Source organism: Cupriavidus cauae (assembly GCF_008632125.1).
Classification (GTDB): domain Bacteria; phylum Pseudomonadota; class Gammaproteobacteria; order Burkholderiales; family Burkholderiaceae; genus Cupriavidus; species Cupriavidus cauae.
The window spans coordinates 462,963-485,102 of sequence record NZ_VWRN01000053.1; the positions used below are offsets into that span (position 1 = coordinate 462,963).

The 22,140-nt window shown below is 68.6% G+C and carries 17 protein-coding genes; 2 read left to right on the forward strand and 15 right to left on the reverse strand.

All coding sequences use genetic code 11. The features are described 5' to 3' along the window. Positions 1-16: 16 nt before the first annotated feature. The 13 genes from dcd to apbC form a co-directional block, all read right to left on the reverse strand. Positions 17-583, reverse strand: coding sequence for a dCTP deaminase (dcd, locus tag F1599_RS21125; RefSeq protein WP_053821151.1), 567 nt, complete (start codon positions 581-583; stop codon positions 17-19). Between the two features lie 183 nt (positions 584-766). Beyond that, positions 767-1,597, reverse strand: coding sequence for a formate dehydrogenase accessory sulfurtransferase FdhD (locus F1599_RS21130; RefSeq protein ID WP_150084396.1), 831 nt, complete (start codon positions 1,595-1,597; stop codon positions 767-769). A 106-nt stretch (positions 1,598-1,703) separates the two neighbouring features. Continuing rightward, a complete protein-coding gene (locus tag F1599_RS21135; protein WP_149317725.1) occupies positions 1,704-2,249 on the reverse strand; it encodes a superoxide dismutase family protein in 546 nt (181 codons plus the stop codon). Positions 2,250-2,334: 85 nt separating this feature from the next. Beyond that, positions 2,335-3,585 carry a formate dehydrogenase subunit gamma gene (locus tag F1599_RS21140; protein WP_223819795.1) on the reverse strand — a complete coding sequence of 417 codons (1,251 nt, stop codon included), beginning with the start codon at positions 3,583-3,585 and terminating at the stop codon, positions 2,335-2,337. Positions 3,586-3,646: 61 nt separating this feature from the next. Continuing rightward, positions 3,647-3,883 (reverse strand): hypothetical protein, encoded by a 237-nt coding sequence (locus F1599_RS21145; protein WP_149317992.1) that lies wholly within the window; start codon positions 3,881-3,883, stop codon positions 3,647-3,649. A gap of 2 nt (positions 3,884-3,885) precedes the next feature. Further along, positions 3,886-4,575 carry a formate dehydrogenase FDH3 subunit beta gene (gene fdh3B / locus F1599_RS21150; RefSeq protein WP_149317724.1) on the reverse strand — a complete coding sequence of 230 codons (690 nt, stop codon included), beginning with the start codon at positions 4,573-4,575 and terminating at the stop codon, positions 3,886-3,888. A gap of 10 nt (positions 4,576-4,585) precedes the next feature. After that, positions 4,586-7,615, reverse strand: a complete 3,030-nt coding sequence (locus F1599_RS21155) for a molybdopterin-dependent oxidoreductase (RefSeq protein WP_150084397.1) — start codon at positions 7,613-7,615, stop codon at positions 4,586-4,588. A gap of 90 nt (positions 7,616-7,705) precedes the next feature. Then, positions 7,706-7,915, reverse strand: a complete 210-nt coding sequence (locus F1599_RS21160; protein ID WP_149317722.1) for a formate dehydrogenase — start codon at positions 7,913-7,915, stop codon at positions 7,706-7,708. A gap of 325 nt (positions 7,916-8,240) precedes the next feature. Beyond that, positions 8,241-8,873 carry a TorD/DmsD family molecular chaperone gene (locus F1599_RS21170; protein WP_149317721.1) on the reverse strand — a complete coding sequence of 211 codons (633 nt, stop codon included), beginning with the start codon at positions 8,871-8,873 and terminating at the stop codon, positions 8,241-8,243. A gap of 155 nt (positions 8,874-9,028) precedes the next feature. Further along, a complete protein-coding gene (locus F1599_RS21175; RefSeq protein ID WP_150084401.1) occupies positions 9,029-11,212 on the reverse strand; it encodes a 4Fe-4S binding protein in 2,184 nt (727 codons plus the stop codon). 101 nt (positions 11,213-11,313) lie between these two features. Then, positions 11,314-12,024, reverse strand: coding sequence for a DUF3306 domain-containing protein (locus F1599_RS21180; RefSeq protein ID WP_149317719.1), 711 nt, complete (start codon positions 12,022-12,024; stop codon positions 11,314-11,316). Between the two features lie 105 nt (positions 12,025-12,129). Beyond that, positions 12,130-12,651 carry a DUF3305 domain-containing protein gene (locus tag F1599_RS21185; RefSeq protein ID WP_149317991.1) on the reverse strand — a complete coding sequence of 174 codons (522 nt, stop codon included), beginning with the start codon at positions 12,649-12,651 and terminating at the stop codon, positions 12,130-12,132. Between the two features lie 11 nt (positions 12,652-12,662). Next, positions 12,663-13,751 (reverse strand): iron-sulfur cluster carrier protein ApbC, encoded by a 1,089-nt coding sequence (gene apbC / locus F1599_RS21190; RefSeq protein ID WP_006578138.1) that lies wholly within the window; start codon positions 13,749-13,751, stop codon positions 12,663-12,665. 366 nt (positions 13,752-14,117) lie between these two features. On the opposite strand from apbC, the gene F1599_RS21195 reads away from it, so the two are divergent. Further along, entirely contained in the window at positions 14,118-14,750 is a 633-nt protein-coding gene (locus F1599_RS21195) for an OmpA family protein (RefSeq protein ID WP_023263915.1), read from the forward strand. Between the two features lie 311 nt (positions 14,751-15,061). Further along, the gene (metG, locus tag F1599_RS21200) at positions 15,062-17,146 is read left to right on the forward strand and encodes a methionine--tRNA ligase (RefSeq protein ID WP_150084402.1); all 2,085 of its coding nucleotides are present in this window, start codon (positions 15,062-15,064) and stop codon (positions 17,144-17,146) included. Positions 17,147-17,170: 24 nt separating this feature from the next. Here metG and bamE read toward each other — a convergent pair whose 3' ends face one another. Further along, positions 17,171-17,719, reverse strand: a complete 549-nt coding sequence (gene bamE / locus F1599_RS21205) for an outer membrane protein assembly factor BamE domain-containing protein (protein WP_150084404.1) — start codon at positions 17,717-17,719, stop codon at positions 17,171-17,173. A 52-nt stretch (positions 17,720-17,771) separates the two neighbouring features. Then, the gene (locus F1599_RS21210; RefSeq protein ID WP_150084406.1) at positions 17,772-22,073 is read right to left on the reverse strand and encodes a translocation/assembly module TamB domain-containing protein; all 4,302 of its coding nucleotides are present in this window, start codon (positions 22,071-22,073) and stop codon (positions 17,772-17,774) included. Between the last annotated feature and the right edge of the window lie 67 nt (positions 22,074-22,140).

Here is a 22,140-nt window from a genome sequence, read left to right on the forward strand (position 1 = left end):
CCGCATTGTAGGGCAATCAGGTTTTCGGCAGCGTGACACCGTGCTGGCCCTGGTATTTGCCGCCACGGTCGCGGTACGAGGTCTCGCAGACCTCGTCGCTCTCGAAGAACAGCACCTGCGCGCAGCCCTCGCCGGCGTAGATCTTCGCGGGCAGCGGCGTGGTGTTCGAGAATTCCAGCGTCACGTAGCCCTCCCACTCGGGCTCGAACGGCGTCACGTTGACGATGATGCCGCAGCGCGCATAGGTGCTCTTGCCCAGGCAGATCGTCAGCACGCTGCGCGGGATGCGGAAATACTCGACGGTGCGGGCCAGCGCGAACGAGTTCGGCGGGATGATGCAGACATCGCCCTTGAAGTCGACGAACGACTTTTCGTCGAAGTTCTTCGGGTCGACGATGGTGCTGTTGATGTTGGTGAAGATCTTGAATTCGTCGGCGCAGCGGATGTCGTAGCCGTAGCTGGAGGTGCCATAGGAGACGATCTTGCGGCCATCCATTTCCCTGACCTGGCCCGGCTCGAACGGCTCGATCATGCCATGCTGCTCCGCCATGCGGCGGATCCACTTGTCGGATTTGATGCTCATAAGGTAGCGGTAAACGGGGGAAGCGCCGCGAAGTGGAACGCCGCAACGGGCGGCATGGCGCGCAATGGGCCGCATTGTACAACCAAAGCGCGGCCGGCCCGGCAAGGCAGGCCGGGGTATCGAAGGGCAAGCCGGAAGGACAGCGGACGCGAGAGCGGAAGGGAGCGCGCGAGGAGAGCGGCCTTACGCCACCGCGGCCTGCGGCTCGCTGTGGCGGAAGCGCTGGCGGCCCGTATAGAGCAGGAAATGCTTGCCGGTGCAGCGCGCGAACAGCGTCATGTTGACGCGCCTGGCCATCTGGTAACCCATCTGCGTGACACCCGAGCGCGACAGCAGGAACGGGATGCCCATCTGCGCGCCCTTGATGACCATCTCCGAGGTCAGGCGGCCGGTGGTGTAGAACACCTTGTCGGCGCCGTCCATTCCCTCCAGCCACATCCGTCCGGCGATCGCGTCCACCGCGTTGTGGCGGCCCACGTCCTCGATGAACATCAGCAGCTCGCGCCCCTGGAACAGCGCGCAGCCGTGCACCGAGCCGGCCTGCTTGTAGATCGACTGCTGCAGCCGGATCGTGTCGATGATGCTGTAGAGGGTCTGCTGGTCCAGCACCGCGTCGTCGGGCAGCCGGATCTGGTCGACCTCGTCGAGCAGCGAGCCGAATACCGTGCCCTGGCCGCAGCCGGTCGTGACGATCTTGCGCGCGGTGCGCTCCTCGATCCGGTCGACGCCGCCGCGCGTGGTCACCGCGGCCGACTCGGTCTCCCAGTCGACCTGGATCGCGGCGATGTCCTCGATCGATTCGACCAGGCGCTGGTTGCGCAGATAGCCCAGCACCAGCGCCTCCGGGGCGCCGCCCAGCGTCATCAGCGTGACCAGCTCGCGCTTGTCCAGATAGACCGTCAGCGGCCGCTCGCCCGGCAGGAAGGCGGAGCGCACGCGGCCCTGCTCGTCGACCACCTCGACCTCCTCGATCAGCGGGACGGCGGCTTGGCTCAGTTCGGGACGCAGGGACATGGGTACGGGGAAATCGAAAACATCGAGGCGGGACCGGCGCCTGGCTGGCCCGCGTGGTGAGCCACGGCGGACCACGGCGCCGGCCGCGCCGGTCAGGTCAGGTCAGTCAGGACTTGACCACCACGCCGCAGGCGATGCGGCCGCCCGAATTGCCGGTGGGCTGGGTCTTGTAGTCGTCGGGGTCCTTGTGCACGACCACGGCACGGCCGACGATGCTGTTGGGGCCGGGCGCGACGGTCATGCTGGTCAGCTGGAAGCTTGCCCGCGCGCGGCCGTTGGCGTCGGCAGTCAGGTTCGGCATGTCGCCGACATGGTGGTCCGACGTATTGACGGAGCCGTGCGGCTTCCCGGTCGGGTTGAAATGGCCGCCGGCGCTCATCGCGTCGGGGGCCGAGCAGTCGCCCTTCTCGTGGACGTGGAAGCCATGCACCGAATTCGGCGGCAGGCCGGTCACGTCCGCCAGCACCATCACATGATCGCCATGCTGGGTGAAGGTGACGGTGCCCTGGGTATTGGTGCCGCTCTTGGCGGTCAGCGGGGCGACCGCGCGTTCCGCCGTCGCTCCGCCGCCCATCTTGTGTCCCAGATGCTCCATCTGCGAACACGCTGCCAACGCAGCGCTTGCCACCAGACCGAAAAGAATACGCTTCATGCCGAACCTCCTGTCACGGTGATGTCGAGCATGCATTGTAGCGCTCATCCCGGCCCTTTCCCCGACAACGCCGGTACGGCAGCGCTTACGCCTCGCCGGGCGCGGGCCGCCGTTCCGGCTGGCGGCGCGAAGGCGTGGAACGCTGCGCCGGGATCTTGCCCGAGCGGACGTCGTCGTACCAGTGCTCGTGGTGCTCCTTCGCCCAGGCCTCGTCGACATAGCCGTCGCGCATCGCGCGGTAGGCGCCTTCCATGCCGATCGTGCCCATGTAGATATGGCCGAACGCCATCGCCATCATCACGATCGCGGCGATCGAGTGGACGATATGGGCCAGCTGCATCGTGGTGCGGTAGTAGTCCAGGCCCGGCACGATCTTGTCGAGCACGAAGCCCGAGGCCGAGATCAGCAGGCCAAGGAAGAACACGCCGACCCAGAACCAGCCCTTCTCGCCGGCATTGAAGCGGCCGCTCGGCACATGCTTGCCGCTGGCGATGCCGCCCAGGCTGGTCAGCCAGCGGATGTCGTCGCGCGACGGCAGGTTGTCGCGCACGAAGATCACGAAGCCGACGATCAGCGACAGCGTGAAGACCGGTCCGACGATGTTGTGGACGTTCTTCAGCAGATAGGTCAGCCAGCCGAACAGCGTATGGCCCATGATCGGCAGCAGGAAATGCTTGCCGAACAGCATCACGATGCCCGACACCGCCAGCACCACGAAGGCGATCGCCATGGTCCAGTGGACGATGCGCTCCAGCGGCGTGAAGCGCTCGATCATGCGGCCCGTCGGCGCCGACTTCAGCGGAATGGTGCCGCGCCAGACGAAGAAGGCCAGGATCACGGCCGGCACCAGCACCAGCAGCCAGCCGCCCCAGACCGTGATCACGCCATTGCGCAACAGCCGCCATTCCTGGCCGGTACGCAGGATCAGCACGCCGGCTTCCTTGTCGGGCAGGCTGCTGTAGTGGCGCTGGTCAGAGTTGATCTCGCGCCAGACCGGGGCGTTGTTGCCCGGCTGCGTGCGCGTGCGGCTCTGCTGCTCGCGCGCCTCGGCGGCGATGTCGCGCTCGGGCACGTCGAAGATGTTCTGCGAGGCGATGCCCGAGAACGGCTGCTGCGGATGCAGCGCCGGGTTGTTGGTGTCGGCATCGCCCGGCGCCGGCGTCGCGGCCGGGCTCTGGCCCTGCGCCGCTGCCTGCGCGGGCGCTTGCGCGGGCGTGGTCTGCGCCTGCGCCGCGCCGGCATGCAGCAGCGGCACGGCCAGGGCCAGCGCGCATGCGGCCGTTGCCGCGGCGGCACGGGCCTTGCCGGCCAGCGCGGAAATCAGCTTGGCGCTCATAGGGCCTCCTTCGGATCGGCTTGAAGTCGGCGGCAACGGCGGCCGCCCATGCACGCCCCACTCATTGGACGCGCGTGTACTCGTTCTGCAGCTGATTGCGCTGGCGGATCTGCTTCTGCCAGCTGGTCTGGTCGCCCTGCGTCCAGCCGGTGGCGACGAACGGATCGCCGGGCGCGCCCTTCCAGGCCGCCGTGTCGGTCTTCTTCGGGCTCGGCCTGGCGGTTTGCGGCTCCTCGCCGCAGCCCGCCAGCCCGATCAGCGCGGCGGCGCCCGCCGCCATCCACATCAGCTTGTTCATCTTCATGATGCCTGTCCCGCGGGAGTGGACGGACCGGCCGGCGTCTGCTGGGCCGGAGCCGGGGTGCCGGCCGGCGCGGCCGGCGCGGTCTGGGCAGCCTTGCCGTTGGTGCCGTAGGCGGTGCCCCAGCCGAACACATCGCCGCCGGTGCCGCGCTTGATCACGCGGTTGCGCAGGATGTCGGCGATCACGTCGCCGTCGCCGCCGAGCAGCGCCTTGGTCGAGCACATCTCCGCGCACAGCGGCAGCTTGCCTTCGGACAGGCGGTTGCGGCCGTACTTCTCGAACTCGGCCTCGCTGCCGTTGGCTTCCGGACCGCCCGCGCAGAACGTGCACTTGTCCATCTTGCCGCGCACGCCGAAGGTGCCGGTCGACGGGAACTGCGGCGCGCCGAACGGGCACGCATACGAGCAGTAGCCGCAGCCGATGCAGACATCCTTGTCGTGCAGCACCACGCCGTCGTCGGTGCGGTAGAAGCAGTCGACCGGGCAGACCGCCATGCAGGGCGCGTCCGAGCAGTGCATGCAGGCCACCGAGATCGATTTCTCCGCGCCCTGCACGCCGTCGTTGACCGTCACCACGCGGCGCCGGTTGACGCCCCACGGTACCTCGTGCTCGTTCTTGCAAGCGGTGACGCAGCTGTTGCACTCGATGCAGCGCTCGGCGTCACAGATGAATTTCATGCGTGCCATTGTGTTCCCCTTACGCGAAGCGCTCGATCTGGCAGACCGTGGTCTTGGTTTCCTGCATCATCGTCACCGCGTCATAGCCGTAGGTTGTCGCGGTGTTGACCGCCTCGCCCCGCACGATCGGATGCGCACCGTCCGGGTAGTAGTCCAGCATGTCCTTGCCCTGCCACCAGCCCGAGAAGTGGAACGGGATGAAGGCGGTATCCGGGCCGACCCGCTCGGTGACCAGCGCGCGCACCTTCAGCGTGGCGCCGGTCGGCGTCTTGACCCAGCAGTAGTCGCCGTTGCGGATGCCGCGTGCGGAGGCCGCGCGCGGATTGATCTCGACGAAGTTCTCCTGCTGCAGCTCGGCCAGCCACGGGTTCGAACGCGTTTCCTCGCCCCCGCCCTCGTACTCGACCAGGCGGCCGGAGGTCAGGATGATCGGGAACTTCTCGTGGATCTTGTTCTCGACGTTGCGCTGCTGCACGGTCTTGTACAGCGTGGGCAGACGCCAGAACGCCATCTTGTCGTCGTGGGTCGGATACTTGGCGACCATGTCCGGACGCGTCGAGTACAGCGGCTCGCGGTGCTGCGGAATCGGATCCGGGAAGTTCCACACCACGGCACGCGCCTTCGCGTTGCCGAACGGATGGCAGCCGTGCACCTTCAGCACGACGCGCTGGATGCCGCCCGACAGGTCGGTCTTCCAGTTCTTGCCCTCGGCCGCCTGCTTCTCGGCGTCGGTCAGGTCGTCCCACCAGCCCAGCTTCTTGAGCAGCACGTGGTCGAACTCGGGATAGCCGGTCGTGATCTCCGCGCCCAGGGAGTGCGAGCCGTCCTCCGCAAGCAGGTTGACGCCGTCGCGCTCCACGCCGAAGTTGGCGCGGAAGTTGCCGCCGCCGTCCATCACGTGGCGCGTGGTGTCGTACAGGTTCGGCGAGCCCGGGTGCTTGAGCTCCGGCGTGCCGTAGCACGGCCACGGCAGGCCGAAGTAGTCGCCGGTCAGGTCGTAGCCGGTGGCCGCGTCCTTGCCGCCCTTGCAGCGCAGCGTCTTGACGTCGAACATCTGCATATTCTTCATATGCGCCTTCAGCCGTTCCGGCGACTGGCCGGTGTAGCCGATGGTCCAGTTCGACCTGTTGATCTCGCGCAGGATCGACTCGGGCTCCGGCTCCATCCAGGTACGGCCGGCGCGCTTGACCTCGATCATCTTGAAGTTGCGCGACAGCTCCTTGCCGAAGCCGAGCTTGTCGGCGAAGGCCTGCATGATCGTGTGGTCGGGCATCGATTCGAACAGCGGCTCGATGACCTTCTCGCGCCATTGCAGCGAGCGGTTCGACGCCGTGCAGGAGCCCGAGGTCTCGAACTGCGTAGCGGCCGGCAGCAGGTAGACGGCGCGGTTCGGGTTGACCTTGTCGCCCTCGGCGGGCGGCATGTTGGCCATCGCCGCGGTGGCCGACGGATACGGGTCGATCACCACCAGCAGGTCCAGCTTGTCGAGCGCCTTCTTCATTTCGAGGCCGCGCGTCTGCGAGTTCGGCGCATGGCCCCAGAAGAACACGCCGCGGACGTTGTTGTCCTGGTCGATCAGATCGCTCTTCTCGGTGACGATATCGATCCAGCGCGACACCGTGGTGCCGGACTTCTCCATCATCGCCTGCGAGGGGAATTGCGACTTGATCCACTCGTAATCGACGTTCCACACCGCGGCGTAGTGCTTCCACGCGCCGGTGGCCAGGCCGTAGTAGCCCGGCAGCGAGTCCGGGTTCGGGCCGACGTCGGTCGCGCCCTGCACGTTGTCGTGGCCGCGGAAGATGTTGGCGCCGCCGCCCGACACGCCGATATTGCCCAGCGCCAGCTGCACGATGCAGGAGGCGCGCACCATCGCGTTGCCGATCGTGTGCTGGGTCTGGCCCATGCACCAGACCAGCGTGCTCGGCCGGTTCTTGGCCATGGTCTCGGCGACCTTGTAGACCTCGGCCTCGGGCACGCCGCAGGCCTCTTCGACCTTGTCGGGGGTCCACTTGGCGAGGACTTCCTCGCGCACCTTGTCCATGCCGTAGACGCGGGTGCGGATGTACTCCTTGTCTTCCCAGCCGTTGTTGAAGATGTGGTACAGCACGCCGAACAGGAACGGGATGTCGGTGCCCGAACGGATGCGGACGTACTGCTCGGCCTTGGCCGCGGTGCGGGTGTAGCGCGGGTCGACCACGATCACCTTGCAGCCGTTTTCCTTGGCATGCAGCAGATGCAGCATCGACACCGGATGCGCCTCGGCCGCGTTCGAGCCGATATACAGCGCAGCCTTGCTGTTCTGCATATCGTTGTACGAGTTCGTCATCGCACCGTAGCCCCAGGTATTGGCCACGCCCGCGACGGTGGTCGAGTGGCAGATGCGCGCCTGGTGGTCGGTGTTGTTGGTGCCGAAGAACGACACCCACTTGCGCAGCAGGTAGGACTGCTCGTTGCTGTGCTTGGACGAGCCGATGAAGAACATCGAATCCGGGCCGGTCTCCTGGCGGATCTGCTTCATCTTCGCGGTGATCTCGTCCAGGGCCTGGTCCCAGCTGATGCGCTGGTACTTGCCGTTGACGAGCTTCATCGGATATTTCAGGCGGTACTCGCCGTGGCCGTGCTCGCGCAGCGCCGCACCCTTGGCGCAGTGCGCGCCCATGTTGATCGGCGAATCGAACACCGGCTCCTGGCGGACCCAGACGCCGTTCTGCACCACCGCGTCGACCGCGCAGCCGACCGAGCAGTGGCCGCAGACCGTGCGGCGCACGACGATATCGCCCTTGCCGTTGCCGGCGACCTTGCCGTCGGCGGCATCGGCCTTGCGGATCAGCGACAGTTGCGAGGCAGCCAGGCCCGCGCCCACGCCGATGCCCGAGCGCTTCAGGAAGCTGCGGCGGTCCATGGTCGGCATTGCGCCGGCGAGGCTCGTGGCCAGCCGCGCCGACAGGCGTGCGGACGAAGCGGCGGCCGGCTGAGCGGACGCGAGTCGATCAACGCGCTGCGCAGGGGCGCCGCCCTGGGCCGCGTGCTTGCGGGTCAGAATCATGTGTCACCTCGGGAAAGGTACGAAGCAGGCAAAGGCGATATCGCGAGAGACGGCCGCGCCGGCATCGCGGCGGGCCGGCAATCGCGCGGCTTATACCAGCGTCGTCCGGTAATACTTCCGTACGTGTTCAGAGACACGGTAACCGTTGCTGTCGGCAGGAGTGGGTTCCGGCGCGGGGATCGCACCGGCGGGGGCGGCGGGAGTGCGCGCGGTCAGGGCCGCGGCACCCGCGGCGGCAGTCACGATGCCAGCACCGGCGAGGAAATGGCGACGTGCGACCCGGGTTTCCTTCTCTTTCATGGGGGGGCTCCTCGGTAATATTTACCGATTACCAATCTAGTTATGCATTCTTTTGCGTATTGTAGATCGATCTGTACGCAATGGCCATGCTGACCGCGGGTTTATCCTGATTTTCCGTAATCATGGCGCTGTGCATCAAATGTCTTGAGACATGTCTTTGCACGCCACGCGGACCCGCATCGCGACATCTCTTTCTGCACGCCAACTGCGTTTATCGGCTCACCGGGCCGTGGGCTTTAGCGCTGCCACGCAATCCAGGCAATCCGCGCAATTCAGGCAATTCAGGGAATTCAGGGAATTCAGGGAATTCACGCAATTCAAGCAATCAATGCATCTCCATCGCGACCGCCTCGACGGCCGCGAACGACTTCAGCAGTTCCGCCGCGCGCGCATAGAAGCGCGCGCCCGGATGGGCGATGACCGTATCGCACAGCGATTCGACCCACGGTTGCAGATGGCGCGCGAAGAAGCGCTGCTGCTCGCCGAGGTTGGACACCGCGACATCGTCGCCGGCAATCAGGAAGCGCATCACCTCGCATAGCGTCGCGATATGGTCCTCGGGTTCGCTGACGCCTTCATGACGTTCGAGCCCGTAGCGCGCCAGATCTTCGCGCACCGCCACCAGCGGGCGTTCATGCAGGAAGCCGGTCTGGTAGTACGAGCCGTACAGGAATACATCGGGCTTGCCGATGCCGACGAACAGTTGCTGGTACTCGTCGGCGGCCTCCGCCTCGGTGGTGCCCGCCGCCGCTTCGCCCAGCGCGTTCCACGCCTGGCCCAGCGGGCTGGCGGCATCGTCGGCATGGGCGCGATTGGCGGCGATATGGTGCAGCAACGCCGCGTCGGGGGCGCGATAGAACAGCGTGGCCAGCAGGCCGTAGAGGTCGGCGCGGGCGGTGTCTTCGGCCTGGTCCGCGGGGGCGGCCTGGGTCAGCTGGATAGGCTGGAAATCGGTCATCGGATCGCGGTGAGAGGTGGCAGTACTACGTCAAGGGCCGCATCGGCCTGCGGCATTGGCTCGTGGCAATGGCCTGTCGCATCGGCTCGTGGCATCGGCTCGTGGCATCGGCCTGCGGCATCGGAAAGCGGCGCCGGCTGCCGCCGGCGCCCTGCTCATTGCAGCGTCGCGCCGGTCGCGGCCCCGGTGTCCTTCTCGATCATGTCGACGACCCGGCAGTCGCTGCACATCTTCAGGCGATCGGCGGCGGCGCCGGCAAAGGCCGGATGGCCGGCCAGCCGTCCCAGCATGGCCTCGACCATCTGCGCGGTGCCGAAGGGCTTGGCGCAGCGGATGCAGTGGAACGGCCTGGTCTCGTGCAGCGTGACGGGCTGGCGCACGGCATCGCCGGTCAGCAGGCGCGGCACCAGCGTGATCGCGTCTTCCGGGCAGGTCCGCTCGCACAGGCCGCACTGCACGCAGTTGCGCTCGAGGAAGGACAGCACCGGGCGCTCGCTGTTGTCGCGCAGCGCCTGCGACGGACAGGAGCCGACGCAGGCCATGCACAGCGTGCAGCGGCCGGTGTCGACCTGCACCGCGCCCAGCGGCGCGCCGGCCGGCAGCGGCACGGTCTCGGCCGGCAGCGGCGCATGCGCGGCCAGGTGATCGAGCGCGAAGCCCAGCGTTTCCCGCTTGGCCGCGGCGGCATGGAAGGCAGCCGGCGGCAGCGCGGCGCCCTTGGCAGCAACATTGGGCGACAAGCGCGCCAGCGCGCGATCGAGCGAGCCGGCATCGGGCGCGTCGATCAGCGTAAAGAATTCGCCGCGATAGCCCAGGCCAGTAAGGATGGCCTGCGCCACCGCCATCTGCTCGGCCAGCGCGGTGCGATATTGCGGCGCTTCGTCGCCGGTCAGCATCACCGCGACGCGGTCCGCGCCCCAGGCGATCGCCGCCAGCCACAACTCCAGGCCGACCGAGGCCGGATGGAACAGGCCGACCGGAATCACGTTCGGCGCGATGCCGTCGAGCCGGCCCGCGCGGGCGTCCCTGCCGAGCGCCAGGATGCGCGCATCGCCGTGCTCCTGCCCATGCAGCAGCAGCACGGCATCACGCCCGCCCGCCTGCCGGTAGGTCGACAGCAGCGTGCGCAGGCGCCGGCCCTGATGATCGGGCTTCGGATAGGCATAGCTGATCGCGCCGGTCGGGCAGACCGTGGTGCAGGCCCCGCAGCCCACGCACAGGTTCGGCGCGACCTCGATGCGGCCCTTGCCGTCCTGCCAGCGCGAGCCGATCGCCTCGGCCGAGCAGACGTCGATACACGCCGAGCAGCCCGTGGTCCGGTTGCGGCCGTGCGCGCACAGCGATTCCTTGTACTGGAAGAACTTGGGCTTCTCGAATTCGCCGACCAGCTGCGTCGCGGCGAGCGCCATCCGTTCCTGGCGCAGCGGGTCCGCGCCCGCGTGCAGATAGCCCTGCGGCGGCGCGTGCCGGCCGAAGAAGGGGCTGTCGTTCAAGTCGAAGACCAGGTCGAAACGCTCGCTGACCGTGGCGGCGGGCCGGTCGAAATCGATCGCCGCGGCGGCGCCGCAGGCCTTCACGCAATCGCGATGGGCGGTGCAGCGGCTCAGGTCGATCTGGTAGCTGAAGTCGATCGCGCCTTCCGGGCAGGCCTCGATACAGGCATTGCAGCGCGTGCACAGGTCCAGATCGATCGGATTGGCGCGGCCCGCGCCGGTCTCCCAGCTGGCCTCGAAGGCGCCGAGCCAGCCGCTCAACTTGTCGAGCCGGCCGCTGTGGACCGGATAGTCGCGCGTCGCGGGCGGCGTCGCGCCATCGACGGCGCCGGTGCCAGGGCCGGTGCCATTGGACCCGCCGAGCAGAACCGTCACCTGCAGGCCCGCCTCGCCGAGGCGGTCAGCCCACGCCAGCGCGCGCGCGGCCGGGCCGAACACCAGCACGCTGCCGGCCGAGCGGTAGTCGACCACCGGCACCGGGTCCGGGTCGGGCAGTGCCGCGGCGGCCAGCAGCGCGGCGATCTTGGCATTGGCCGTGCGCGGGTCCTTGCGCGCGCCGCGCGACCAGCCGCCGGTCTCCCGGATATTGACGAAGCGCACCGGCGCGGTGACGACGCCGTCGGCCTGCGTCTTCGCGGCCAGTTCGGTAAACAGCGGGCGTTCCTGCGTGCAGGCGACGATCACGTCTTCGGTGCCGTCGAGCGCGGCGGTGAAGGCGCCGACCTCGCGGCGGCACAACAGGCGGTGGACTTTCAGCGGGGCGGCGCCCGGCTGGGTGGAGGCATCCGACAGTGCCGCCCCGTCAAGCGGCATGGTGTCGTTGCAATTGCAGATCAGCGTCGGCATGGTCGGTACAGCTGGCCGGCTTGCCAGCCCGCTTCTTTCGAGCGGGTCCGCGCCGGCGGTTTGTGGGGGAGTGACATTGTAGGCCCGACGCGGGGCCGGGGCTACGCAGGTTTGTCCGTAGCTGGTTCGGTATGCGGCACGGCGGGGGTGGCATCGCCCCCCGGCGCGGGCGTGGTTTGCGCCTTCACGCCGGCATCGGCGCCGTCGTCCGGGGCGATGTGCGCGCCGGCCTGTGCGGTGCCATCCGGCTCGCCGGTACCGTCCTCGGGGACATCAACGGACGATTCGGCCCCGGCTTGAGCTTGCGCTTCGTCGTCCGGAGCCGAGCCCTGACGGCCGGCAGCGGTGCCGGGCTCTTCCACTTCCTCGATCGGATCGAACAGGCCCAGCGTCTCGGACTGGCGCAGGCGCCGCAGCACGTCGGGCGGAATCGGGTCCGGCTTGCTGTAGTCGTCGATATAGATATCGAGCCCGTCCATCACATTGAAATGCGGGTCGGCGAACAGCGTCTTCAGCGCGGCGCGCTTGACGGTTTCGTCGACGCCCCGGGCGACGAAGCGGGCCACGCTGTCGCCGGGCTTGAGCATCGCCACGTCGGCCAGCGTCGGCGCGGGCGGGGCTTCGGCCTCGGGCGCGACGGCACCGGCCGTTGCGTCGGCCTTCACATCGGCCTTTGCCGGAACGGCGACCGGCGCGGCGGGCGACGCGGCAGGCGGCGATACGGGTTCGGCTGCCACGGCCTTGCCCTCGCGCACGGCGGCCTTGCGGCGTGACCAGCGGGACAGGAAGGACGTTTCGGTCGAATCGCTCATGATGGAAAGTCAGGCGGCAAAGAGACGGGTAACGACATCCCTGCCGCGGATTTCAATGGCGTGCTCAGCAACGCGTTCAGTGGAGTGGTGCTTTCGGCGGTGCGCTCAATAGCGCGCCCGGTCCTGCGGCGACTTGAACGACTCCGGCCGCCGGCGCTTCTTCGGCTCGGGCCGGTAGTGCTCGGCCACATAGGCCTGCAGCCAGGCCAGCTGTTCGGGTGCGAGCGGCACGTTCTCGACCGTCTCGCCGGCATCGAGCCAGCGCCCCGCCTCGTTGTACGACAGCGAGACGGTCACCGGCAGCGGCCGGCGCCCGTCTTCCGGCTGGGTCTCGTCCATGCGCCACAGCACGAACCAGCACGGCGCCGTGGAGCTCAGGTTCAGATAGTAGCCCTCGGCTTCGTCGCGGAACAGCTCGACGGGGTAGCCGGGATAGAGCCAGCGCGCGCCCTGCTCGTCCTCGTGCAGGCAGTGCGGCTCGGTACCGAACGCGCCAAGGTCCGGCACCACCGCTTCGAGCTCCCACTTCCAGGGCTGCCAGCGGCTCGCCAGCGCGATTCTGCGCATCACCACCGCCATCGTGACGGCGGGGCGGCCGCCGGCCGGCGGCGGAGCCTCGGACTGCATCGGTTCCATGGTCAGGTGTTCTGCACGACGATGCTGGGGAACTTGCTGGTCATGTCGCGCGCCTTGTCGGCGACCTTGATCGCCACCTTGCGCGCGATGCCGCGGTAGAGCTCGGCGATCGGGCTGTCGGGCTCGGCGACCACCGTGGGCCGGCCGGAATCGGCCTGCTGGCGGATCGACAGGTTCAGCGGCAGGCTGCCCAGCAGGTCGACGCCATATTGCTCGCACATCCGCTCGCCGCCGCCCTCGCCGAAGATATGCTCGACGTGGCCGCAGTTCGGGCAGCAATAGACCGCCATGTTCTCGACGATGCCGAGGATCGGGATGCCGACCTTCTCGAACATCTTCAGGCCCTTGCGCGCGTCCAGCAGCGCGATGTCCTGCGGCGTGGTGACGATCACCGCGCCGGTCACGGGCACCTTCTGCGACAGCGTCAGCTGGATGTCGCCGGTGCCCGGCGGCATGTCGACGATCAGGTAATCCAGCTCGTGCCAGTTGGTCTGGCGCAGCAGCTGCTCCAGCGCAGAGGTCACCATCGGCCCGCGCCATACCATCGGGTTGTCCTGTTCGATCAGGAAGCCGATCGAGTTGGCCTGCAGCCCGTGGCCCTCCAGCGGCTCCATGGTCTGGCCGTCGGCGGACTCGGGACGGCCGTCGATGCCCAGCATCATCGGCAGGCTCGGGCCGTAGATGTCGGCGTCCAGCATGCCGACGCGCGCGCCTTCGGCGGCCAGCGCCAGCGCGAGGTTGACGGCGGTGGTGGACTTGCCGACGCCGCCCTTGCCGGAGGCGACCGCGATCACGTTCTTGACACCCGGCAGCAGCTTGACGCCGCGCTGCACGGCATGGGCGACGATGTGCATGGTCACCGTCACGCTGACATTGGTGACGCCAGGCAGGGCGCGCAGCGCCGCGATCACCAGCTTGCGGATCGGGTCGAGCTGGCTCTTGGCCGGATAGCCGAGTTCGACGTCGAGCGAGACATCGCCGCCATCGACACGGATATTGCGGGCGGAGCGCGTGCTCACCAGATCCTTGCCCGTGTTGGGATCGATCACGGTACGCAAGGCTTCGGTAACCTGGTCAACGGTAAGGCTCAAGACAATCTCCGCTACTTGATATGTGGGGGAAGGCGCGTACTGTATCAAAGAGTGGCCCCGCGGCTCGGCGAGGGCCAGGAAGGCTTCGATTATCCCTGTGGTGCACAAGGGATTACACGTGCTTACAACTTTCACAGCGTGGCGCTTGTGCACGGGGCGCCATCTCCCTATTGTAGTGCCCCGAAACGTCGGCTCGCCCCGGATCCCGCCCGAGACTTCGGCGGTGCCCGAAAGCAGCCTGAATCGCCACTTGGCGCTTGCATTTTTTGGAAGCTGCTGGCGCAATTAGGCCAGTGCGTCACAATGCCTCAACCCGAGGCGCAGGCAGCCGCAGTTGAAGCACAACAATCGACAGAAGGAGAAAGCATGAAACTCAAGCTCGTCAGCCTTTCGATCGTCGCCGCACTGGCCGCCGGCTGTGCGACCGAGCAGGGTACGCATACCGCCGTGGGTACCGGTGCGGGCGCCGCCGTGGGCGCCGGCCTGGGCAACCTGATCGGCGGCAACACCAAGGGCACCGTGATCGGCGCGGCCGTCGGCGCCGCCGCGGGCGGTGCGCTGGGCTACAACTGGAACGCGATCCGGGGCAAGCTGAGCCGCGATACCGCCGGCACCGGCACCCAGATCACCGAGCAGCCGGACGGCTCGCTGAAGGTCAATATCCCCAGCCAGGTGACGTTCGATACCGACAGCGCGACCATCAAGCCGTCGTTCCGCTCGGTGCTCGACCAGGTCGCCCAGACGCTGAGCCAGCATCAGGACGTCAACGCCACGGTGATCGGCCATACCGACAGCACCGGCAACCCGACCTACAACATGCAGCTGTCCCAGCGCCGCGCCCAGAGCGTGGCCGGCTACCTGGGCGACCGCGGGGTCGCGCGCAACCGCCTGAGCGCCGAGGGCCGGGGCCAGTCCCAGCCCATCGCGGACAACGCCACCGAGGCCGGCCGGGCCCAAAATCGCCGGGTCGAAATTTTTTTGAAACCAATTCAAGGGTGATGGAGTCATAGAAACAGGTACCGCTTGCCACCGTTGCTGGCTCGCGATGGGTGGCTGACCTCCCGGGCGGTACCTGATTTCTCCTCCTTTTCCGTTGTGGAAAGCTGCGCCGGCTCAGACCGGCGCTTTTTTTTGGGCCGCACCTGGTCACGCACCGGGCCGCGCGTTTGCCCGCACGCGTGGCCGCGCGGTCCGCACCGGCGCCGCGGCCGGTGGCCGCCTCCCCCGCTTGCTAGAATGTCGGTTTTCCGCGCCGGCCCCGCCCGCGCTGCGGAACACCGATATCCAACCGCTTCCCGACCGGCATCCCCATGACAGCACGTCGCATCCTCGTCACATCTGCCCTGCCTTACGCCAACGGCCAGATCCATATCGGCCACCTGGTGGAATACATCCAGACCGATATCTGGGTCCGCTTCCAGCGCATGATGGGCAACGAGGTCTATTACGTGGGCGCCGACGATACGCACGGCACGCCCGTGATGCTGCGCGCGGAAAAGGAAGGCATCACGCCGAAGCAACTGATCGACCGGGTCTGGAACGAGCACAAGCGCGACTTCGACAGCTTCCTGGTCTCGTTCGACAACTACTACAGCACCGACTCCGAGGAGAACCGGCTGCTGTGCGAGAAGATCTACCTGGCGCTGAAGGCGGAGGACCTGATCGCCGAGCGCGACGTCGAGCAGTTCTACGATCCGGTCAAGAACATGTTCCTGCCGGACCGCTTCATCAAGGGCGAGTGCCCCAAGTGCGGCGCCAAGGACCAGTACGGCGACTCCTGCGAGGTCTGCGGCACCACCTATGTGCCGACCGACCTGAAGAACCCGTACTCGGTGGTGTCGGGCGCCACGCCGGTGCGCAAGTCCTCGACCCACTATTTCTTCAAGCTGTCCGATCCGCGCTGCGAGAGCTTCCTGCGGGAGTGGGTGGCCGACCTGGCCCAGCCGGAAGCCAGCAACAAGATGCAGGAATGGCTGGGCGGCGACGGCGAGGCTTCCACGCTGTCGGACTGGGACATCTCGCGCGACGCACCCTATTTCGGCTTCGAGATCCCCGGCGCGCCCGGCAAGTTCTTCTACGTCTGGCTGGACGCGCCGATCGGCTACTACGCCAGCTTCAAGAACCTGTGCGAGCGCAAGGGCATCGACTTCGACGCCTGGGTCGGCCCGCATTCGACCGCCGAGCAATACCACTTCATCGGCAAGGACATCCTGTACTTCCACACGCTGTTCTGGCCGGCGATGCTGCGTTTCTCGGGCTACCGCACGCCGACCAATGTGTTCGCGCACGGCTTCCTGACCGTCGACGGCGCCAAGATGAGCAAGTCGCGCGGCACCTTCATCACCGCGCAGAGCTATATCGACACCGGCATGAACCCGGAATGGCTGCGCTACTACTTCGCCGCCAAGCTGAACGCCAGCATGGAAGACCTGGACCTGAACCTGGACGACTTCGTCTCGCGGGTCAACAGCGACCTGATCGGCAAGTACGTCAACATCGCCAGCCGGGCGGCGGGGTTCCTGGTCAAGCGCTTCGACGGCCGCGTCGACGACGCCGCGCTGTCGCACCCGCTGCTCGAGCAGCTGCGCCAGGCCGCGCCGCAGATCGCGCAGCTGTACGAGGGCCGCGAATACAGCAAGGCGCTGCGCCTGGTGATGGAGCTGACCGACGCCGTCAACGCCTTCGTCGATGCCGAGAAGCCGTGGGAACTGGCCAAGGACGAGGCGAAACGCCCTGCCCTGCATGCCGCCTGCTCGGTGTCGCTGGAAGCGTTCCGCCTGCTGACGGTCTACCTGAAGCCGGTGGTGCCCAACGTCGCGGCCGGCGTCGAGGCCTTCCTCAATGTCGAGCCGCTGGACTGGCGCGCGATCGACCGGCAGCTGAGCAGCGCCAGCCCGATCAAGCCGTACTCGCACCTGATGACGCGCGTGGACGCCAAGCAGATCGAGGCGCTGCTGGCCGCCAACCGCGACTCGCTGCAGGCCGCGCCGGCGGCCGGCGCGGCCGGAGCCGAGGCCGGCAATGCCGCCCCCGCCGGCATCGAGCCCATCGCCGACACCATCACGATCGACGATTTCGCCAAGGTCGACCTGCGCGTGGCGCGCATCGTCGAATGCAGGAAGGTCGAAGGCTCGAACAAGCTGCTGCAGCTGACGCTGGACCTGGGCGAGGGCAAGACGCGCAACGTCTTCTCGGGCATCCAGTCGGCCTACCAGCCGGAGCAGCTGGTCGGCAAGCTGACCGTGGTGGTCGCCAACCTGGCACCGCGCAAGATGAAGTTCGGCCTGTCCGAAGGCATGGTGCTGGCGGCCTCGGCGGCCGACGAGAAGGCGGCGCCGGGCCTCTACATCCTCGAACCGCATGCGGGCGCGGTGCCCGGCATGCGCATTCGCTGATCGCCTCGCGCGTGCAGGGCGGCGTCAGCCGCCCTGCACCTTCGACGGATCGTCGCTGCGCGAGGTATGCGTGACGAGCCCGTCCGTGCCGAAGTGCACGTTGAAGAAGGCCTTGTCCTGCGAGGTCTCCCACCAGCGGTAGCCCCACACGGTTTCCTGCTTCAGGCGGAAGGCCTCGATCTTCGTGGGCTTGCCCAGCATGCGGCGGACGCTGTCCTGGCTCATGCCGGCACGCACGCGCTGGAAGTTCTCCGCCGTCAGCACCTGTTCGATCGCGCCGACCTTGCCGTCGGCGCCGATCGTCACCATCCAGGTGGTGGCGCCCTCGGGCCCGCGCGGATATTCGAGGCGGCGCGCACCGTTCTCCTCTTCCCAGACGATCTCGGGCCGGCCGGCCTGGCGGCGCACGTCGTCCTCGCTGGAGACGCCCGGCTCGATCCCCTTGAACAGCTGGCTGTCGGGCTGGACCGACTGCCAGGCCGAGCGCGCGGCGTCGCCCGCCTTGTTCAGCGCCTCGTCGACCTTGCGCTGGTCGCAGCCGAACAGCGCCAGCACCGAAGCGATCAGTCCCATCGCTGCCACTCCGCGCGCGGACCGGCGGCCCGCACCCACGCCGTTGCCTCGCTCATCGCTTGATGGCCTCGGCAGGCCCCTCCGGTGGCGTGGGCGGATTGTCGGCGTCGCCGCCGGTGCTTCCCGTACTTGCATCCTGCTCTCTCCTGGCGCCCTCGCGCCGTGGTGACGATCCTGAAAATAGCTGGCTCCAGCTGTCGAAACGCCGGTTGAACAGCAGAGACAGCCCGTTGATGGTGCCGCCGCGGGCGATCAGCGACCAGCGCCGCGAGAAGGCCCAGGTCACCTTGGCGACGTTGGCCGCCGACGTCAGGCTCTGCTCGTAGCCGACCGAAATCTTCTCGCTGACCGCCTTGCCGACGCTGACCACCTGCTGCTCGTTCAAACCCGCGGTGCTCGGACCGATCGAGAATTCGTCGATGCCGAAGCGCTGCACCACGCCCTTGCCGGCCTTCGAGCCCAGCATGCCGAGCGCCGCACCGCCCAGCGCCGCCCCGCTCAGTTGTTGTTGCTGCCCGGCCGTGCTGCTGTCGGCGCCGTAGCCGAACATCAGCCACGACAGCTTGTCCTCGTCCGGCACGTTGGGCTCGGACACCAGCCGCACGCGCGGCAGCCGTACCGTGCCGGTGACCTCGACGCCCGCCTCGACCTCCTGGTTCAGCCGCATCGCGCGGATATTCAGATTCGGATTGCCGACCGGGCCATTGAAATTGACGATGCCGCGCGTGATCTGCAGCCGCCGGCCGAAGGCCTCGTAGGTGCCGTCGACCACCCGCACGGTGCCGGTGACCCGCATCGGCGTCAAGGGCTCGCTGTTGACGCCCAGGCGCCCGGCCAGCAGCAGATCCGCTCCCGCGCCGCGGAAGCGGAAGCGGTCCCCCAGGTCCACCGACAGGTCGATGACCGGGGCGAAGCGGCTGGTCGGCTGCGACTCCGGCACCGCCGGCGTGGCGGCGGTGCGCACCTCGCGCTCGGCGCGCCGGTCCGACTTGCGCACGATCACCACGTCGTCGCCCAGCACCGGCGCGCCAGCCTTGGGCAGGTCGAACAACCCGCGATCGACGCGGAACTTGCCGCGGATCACGAACTGCCGGTCCTCGTTGGCCATGTCGGCGTTGCCGGACACCACCAGCGTGCGCTCGGGACTGGCGAACAGCTCCAGCCGGTCGGCGACGATGCGGGCACGCAGCGTCGGATCGGTTTCGCCGAGCCGCACGTTGCCGCTGGCGGTCAGCGTCCCGTCGCCGCCGCGGAACAGCACCTGACGCAGCTCGATCACGTTGCGGTCGAGCACGATGCGCACGATGCCGTCAGTCAGGCGGATGCCCTGGTCGTACAGCGTGATGGCCAGGCCGTCGCCGTTGATGGTGCCGGTCAGCACCGGCGCGCCGATCGTGCCGGCCAGCTGCATCGCGGCCGCCAGCCGGCCGTCGAACGCGTATTGCGGACCGGTCAGGGCCTCCAGCGCCTTGAGCCGCGGCACATCGAAGGCGACCTGGCCGCCCAGCGCCGAGGCCGGCGTCACCGTCAGCACGCCCTGCTCGGGCATCAGGCCGGCGAAGGCGTCGACCTTGGCGGTACCCAGGCGCGACGACACCACGTTGCCGCGCAGCTGCAGGCGGGTGCCGGCGGCTTCGGCGCGCAGCACGGTGTCGCCCAGCCCCAGCGTGGTGTAGCCCCGGCCGGCGTTGACCGACAGGTCGCCGCTGCGGCGCCGCAGTTCGGCAAAGCCGGATGCGGTCTCGGCCAGGTTCAGGTTCCACTGGCCGTCCAGTATCAGATCCGAGCGCAGCGGTGGCGCATCGCCGGTGAAGGCCTCGGCCAGCGCGAGTAGATGGCCGACCTGCAGGCCATTGAGCGCGCCCTGGGTCCGGATGCGGCCGCGGTCCCAATCCAGGCGGTCCAGGGCAATGGTGCCGCGGGCCAGCTGCAGCCGCGTCTGCCCCAGGGTCAGCTTCTGCGCGCCGGCGCTGACGGCGACCGGCGTCAGCAGCTTCAGTTCGACGGTGCCGCGCTCCTCCAGCGTGCTGACCGTGCCGGTCCAGGTGCCGTTCTTCCAGCTGCCCTGCCCCGCGGCCTGCAGTTGCAGCGGCCGGCGCCGCATGCGGCCCTCGCCTTCGACGTTGAAGCTGTGCCTGGCCTGCGTGCCGTCGAGGCTCGCCTGCAGCGTGCTCATCGACAATTGCGGACCGCGATAGCCGCGCGCGTCCAGCCGCAGCCGCAGCGGACCGTCGATGCCGCCGCGCAGATCGGCGTTGCCGCTGGCGCTCTCGACGCGGTGCGGACCCATCGACAGCGTGCGGGCATCGTAGGTTGCCGTGATTTCCGGCCGTTGCCAGGTGCCGCTGACCTGGGCGTCGAGCTTGAGCGTGCCGCCGACGCCGAACTTGAGCCGATCGAGCTGCGGCGCGTCGACGGCCACTGTCATGCGGTCGCCGCGCGCGCCGAAGCTGCCGCGCAGGTCGGCGCGGTTGCCGGCCATCGACAGCGTCGCCTCGCTCGGCAGCAGACGCTGTCCGGCCAGCCGGACCTTGCCGCCGCCGGTCATCGGCAGCCCCGCGTATTCGCTGTCGCCGATGGAAAAGTCCGCCGCCACGCGCGGCTCGCCGGCCAGCGTGCCGGAGGCGTCGAAGTTCGCGTTGATGCGGCCCTTGGCGACGCTCGCCAGCCGCGCCGGGTCCAGATCGCTGATGCGGCCCTTGAAGCTGAACGGCTGCTGGTCCTTCAGCCCGAGCCTGCCCTCGGCGTGCAGGCTGCCCTGCGCGACGCCCAGGCGCAGCGCGGCCAGCGTGACGGCGTCGGCATCGATGCGCGCGTCGGCGAACAGCTTCAGCTCGCCGCCGCCGAGGTCCAGCGCGACGCTCTGGCGGCCCGGCTCCAGCCGCACGATTACCGGGCCCGACAGCTTCGCGCTGCGCAGCTTGCCGTGCAGCGCATGCGGATCGAGCCGGCGCACGTCCAGATCGAAGCCGCCGCGGCCGTCACGCAGCGAACCGCTGCCGACGATCTCGCCATTGCCGGCCAGCGCCACGCGCAGGTCGCGGACATGCTGGGCGGCCTCGCTCAGCTCGACCGTGGCGCGCAGCGACTGCACCGGCAGCCGCTCCGCGTCGAGCGGTCCGGGCTCGTGATTGCGGATGGAGACTTCGCCGGCCACGGTCAGCGGCGCGGCGGCCGGTGCCGCCGAGGGCGATGGTTGCGGGGCCGACGCCGCCGGAACGCTGGCCGCAGGGGTCGATCGCGCCGACGTGGCCGGAACACTGGCCGCGGGAGCCGATGGCGTCGACGCTGCCGGAACACTCGGAACACTCGCCGGAGGAGCCGAGGGCGCCGGCGCCGCCGGAACACTGGCCGGCGCGGACGCGGCCTCCGGCGCAGCGGGCGCCGCCGCGCCACCGCTGCCGTCCACCGGCCGCAACTCCGCATGCACCGACAGGTTCGCCTGCGGCGCGGCAGGGTTGAACAGCCGCGGATTGATGCGCTCGCCGTCTACCCGCAGGCGCGTGAACGGTACCTGCCCGAACGGCGTCAGTTCGATTTCGCCGCGGCCGCGCAGGCGGTCGCCGCTCGCCTCGACGTCCGCCCGCAGCGCCTCCAGCGTGCCGTCGGCGCGCGCGCTGACGTTGTAGGCCTCCTTCTCCCACTCGCCTTCGAGCAGCGCCTCGCCGTTCAGCGCGAACGGCGCCTCGCCGGCGATCTGCGCGTTGGCCGACAGCTTGCCGTAGGGCGTGACCAGCCGGTCGACGGTCAGCCGGTGCCGGCTGCCGTCCGTATGCAAGGCGGCCGACAGATCGGAAAACACCAGCGGCGACGCGGTCGCCTCGGGCCCGCGCAGGATCGACAGCCGCGCCAGCGTCAGCGCATCGACGTCGATCGCCAGCGGCAGCGACAGCGACTCGGGCAAGGTCGGCGGCGGCTGGTCGGGCTTGTCCTCGGACGGCGGCAGCCGCACGTCGACGTTGCCCAGCCGCAGCGCGGCCACGTGCAGCCGCGTCCGGCCGGGGCCGAGATGCCAGGCCAGCGACCAGCTGCCGTCGAGGCGGTCCACGCTGACGCGGGTGTCGCCCTGCGCGAACACCACGTCGCGCAGCTGCAGGCCGCGCGCGAAGGTGCCGCCCTGGTACTGGCCGACCAGTACGCCGGCCGACAGCCGGGTCGCCAGCGACCACAGCTCGCCCGAGCCGCGCTCCGTGCGCAGCGCCGCGCCGAGCACGACCGCCAGCAGCACGATCAGCGCCACCAGCGCGAGCAGCACGATGCCGAACACGCGCAGCCAGCGCCGGCGGCGCGGCTGCGGCGCGCGCGGCGTCTCGCTGCCGCGGGCGGGAACGGAAGGCAGGTCGGGCGTGCTCATGCGCCGGGACTCGGGAAATCGGCGGGGACGGGGGCGATCGCAGCGGCCGAAACCATCGGAGCCATCG

Coding starts and splice junctions, on each gene's coding strand:
- fdh3B (WP_149317724.1), bottom strand. CDS start 4,575: ATGGCACGCATGAAATTCATCTGTGACGCCGAGCGCTGCATCGAGTGC.
- F1599_RS21155 (WP_150084397.1), bottom strand. CDS start 7,615: ATGATTCTGACCCGCAAGCACGCGGCCCAGGGCGGCGCCCCTGCGCAG.
- bamE (WP_150084404.1), bottom strand. CDS start 17,719: ATGGGACTGATCGCTTCGGTGCTGGCGCTGTTCGGCTGCGACCAGCGC.
- F1599_RS21195 (WP_023263915.1), top strand. CDS start 14,118: ATGAAACTCAAGCTCGTCAGCCTTTCGATCGTCGCCGCACTGGCCGCC.
- F1599_RS21185 (WP_149317991.1), bottom strand. CDS start 12,651: ATGCAGTCCGAGGCTCCGCCGCCGGCCGGCGGCCGCCCCGCCGTCACG.
- metG (WP_150084402.1), top strand. CDS start 15,062: ATGACAGCACGTCGCATCCTCGTCACATCTGCCCTGCCTTACGCCAAC.
- F1599_RS21135 (WP_149317725.1), bottom strand. CDS start 2,249: ATGAAGCGTATTCTTTTCGGTCTGGTGGCAAGCGCTGCGTTGGCAGCG.
- F1599_RS21175 (WP_150084401.1), bottom strand. CDS start 11,212: ATGCCGACGCTGATCTGCAATTGCAACGACACCATGCCGCTTGACGGG.
- dcd (WP_053821151.1), bottom strand. CDS start 583: ATGAGCATCAAATCCGACAAGTGGATCCGCCGCATGGCGGAGCAGCAT.
- F1599_RS21160 (WP_149317722.1), bottom strand. CDS start 7,915: ATGAAAGAGAAGGAAACCCGGGTCGCACGTCGCCATTTCCTCGCCGGT.
- F1599_RS21180 (WP_149317719.1), bottom strand. CDS start 12,024: ATGAGCGATTCGACCGAAACGTCCTTCCTGTCCCGCTGGTCACGCCGC.
- F1599_RS21145 (WP_149317992.1), bottom strand. CDS start 3,883: ATGAACAAGCTGATGTGGATGGCGGCGGGCGCCGCCGCGCTGATCGGG.
- F1599_RS21210 (WP_150084406.1), bottom strand. CDS start 22,073: ATGAGCACGCCCGACCTGCCTTCCGTTCCCGCCCGCGGCAGCGAGACG.
- F1599_RS21140 (WP_223819795.1), bottom strand. CDS start 3,585: ATGAGCGCCAAGCTGATTTCCGCGCTGGCCGGCAAGGCCCGTGCCGCC.
- F1599_RS21170 (WP_149317721.1), bottom strand. CDS start 8,873: ATGACCGATTTCCAGCCTATCCAGCTGACCCAGGCCGCCCCCGCGGAC.
- F1599_RS21130 (WP_150084396.1), bottom strand. CDS start 1,597: ATGTCCCTGCGTCCCGAACTGAGCCAAGCCGCCGTCCCGCTGATCGAG.